A 1,439-nucleotide genomic window follows, 5' to 3' on the forward strand; every position below is an offset into this window, starting at 1 on the left:
ATTTCCAAATAAACATTTACACCTAAATCTTTAGGATCTCCAAATAGCGAAGCTACTTTACATAGACCATATAAGGCACTCAATCGTATAACAAAACTGTAATATATTCCCGACAAAATCAGGGAGAGATAGACGAGTATTGAATATATTTTATTTAGCATCTTACTTTAATTTTAGCGAAAATATAAATTAAGAAAACCACCATAGCTCTTATATCGTTACTACTCAGCCACTTTCCACTCCTTAACATTGCGCGCAGCAGTGTCAAACACCACCCCAACCTTCACAATCTCGCGTTTTTCATCGGGATTGGCTTCAAAAGGTTTTGCGTAGCTCTTTTCTTCGATTTGGGCAAGAGCCTCATCGACAGTGCCCCCTGAGGTGATTTTAAATTCAAAGATGTAGATTTATTGGTAATTTCCAATTTTTCCATCGCCAAGCCTTTGAACAGTTTCTCATCTCCGCGAAAATAGGCTGCAAGCGTGGAAACTAACAAGCTCTTCCCAAACCTGCGCGGGCGGGAGAGAAAATTGTGCTTGGCATCGTTTGCCAACTCATAGACAAGAGCAGTCTTATCGACGTAGACCCACATCCCTGATGCCATTTCATCAAAGGTCTGGATGCCAATCGGCATCTTACGGCGGCGCATAATGGCAGACACGCAGGTCTTGCCCCTACGTGTCTGCCCTTTTATATGTGCCGTGTTGGTCACCTTATCCCTTGGGAGCATGTCCCGGTACCGGTGCTTTGCCTTCGTGATAATCGGGCAAGGGACCTATTTTGTATTCCGTGGGTCCGTAACGCAAATCAGAGCTCATGATTTCATCCCAGCTAATAGACTTCCCTGTGTATGCGGCTTCCCTACCAAGAATAGCTACTAAGGTTGAATACGCCAAATCTTCCGCTTGATTGATTTTCTTTTCCAAACGGATAGATTCTACCAAGTGGATATGTTCCTGATTGTAATGGTTCTTTTCCTGCCCTTCAAATTTCCAAAGAACGTTGCCGGTGTAATCTTCGATATGACAACCACCCTTTGTTGTAAACATTCCCTTGGTGCCATACACCTGTTCGGAAACATTGCCTTCGCAACCGTCAATCTGACGGGCTGTTGTCAACATCTTTTTGTTGTTTTCATAATAATAATCCACGCTGAAGAAATCGAAGATATCGCCGGTGAGCCGTTGTGCGCGTCCTCCGAAACCGACTGCTTGCTTGGGACGTTCACCCATAAACCAGGTTACGACATCAATGTTGTGAATGGCTTGATCCAAAATATGGTCGCCACTTAACCATTTGATATTAAACCAATTGCGGATATTGTATTCCATGTCGCTCCATTCGCGGCGTTGTGCTTTGTTCCACCATGCACCCTGATCCCAATGTGCCGAACCGGAAAGAATGTCGCCAATAGCCCCGTTGCGGACTTGCACATATCC

2 protein-coding genes and 1 pseudogene are annotated in these 1,439 nt (G+C 44.4%); all 3 read right to left on the reverse strand.

The window, feature by feature from the left end:
- Nucleotides 1–221: 221 nt before the first annotated feature.
- Nucleotides 222–407 carry a PD-(D/E)XK nuclease domain-containing protein gene (locus ASC50_RS08355; RefSeq protein WP_082591993.1) on the reverse strand — a complete coding sequence of 62 codons (186 nt, stop codon included), beginning with the start codon at nucleotides 405–407 and terminating at the stop codon, nucleotides 222–224.
- Nucleotides 408–418: 11 nt separating this feature from the next.
- Nucleotides 419–649, reverse strand: a pseudogene (locus tag ASC50_RS07400) (AAA family ATPase); the annotation flags it as partial.
- A gap of 64 nt (nucleotides 650–713) precedes the next feature.
- Nucleotides 714–1,439: Gfo/Idh/MocA family protein (locus ASC50_RS00490; RefSeq protein ID WP_262482177.1), on the reverse strand; the 726-nt coding region annotated here is incomplete at its 5' end.

The sequence above is a fragment of the Candidatus Symbiothrix dinenymphae genome, assembly GCF_001431085.1.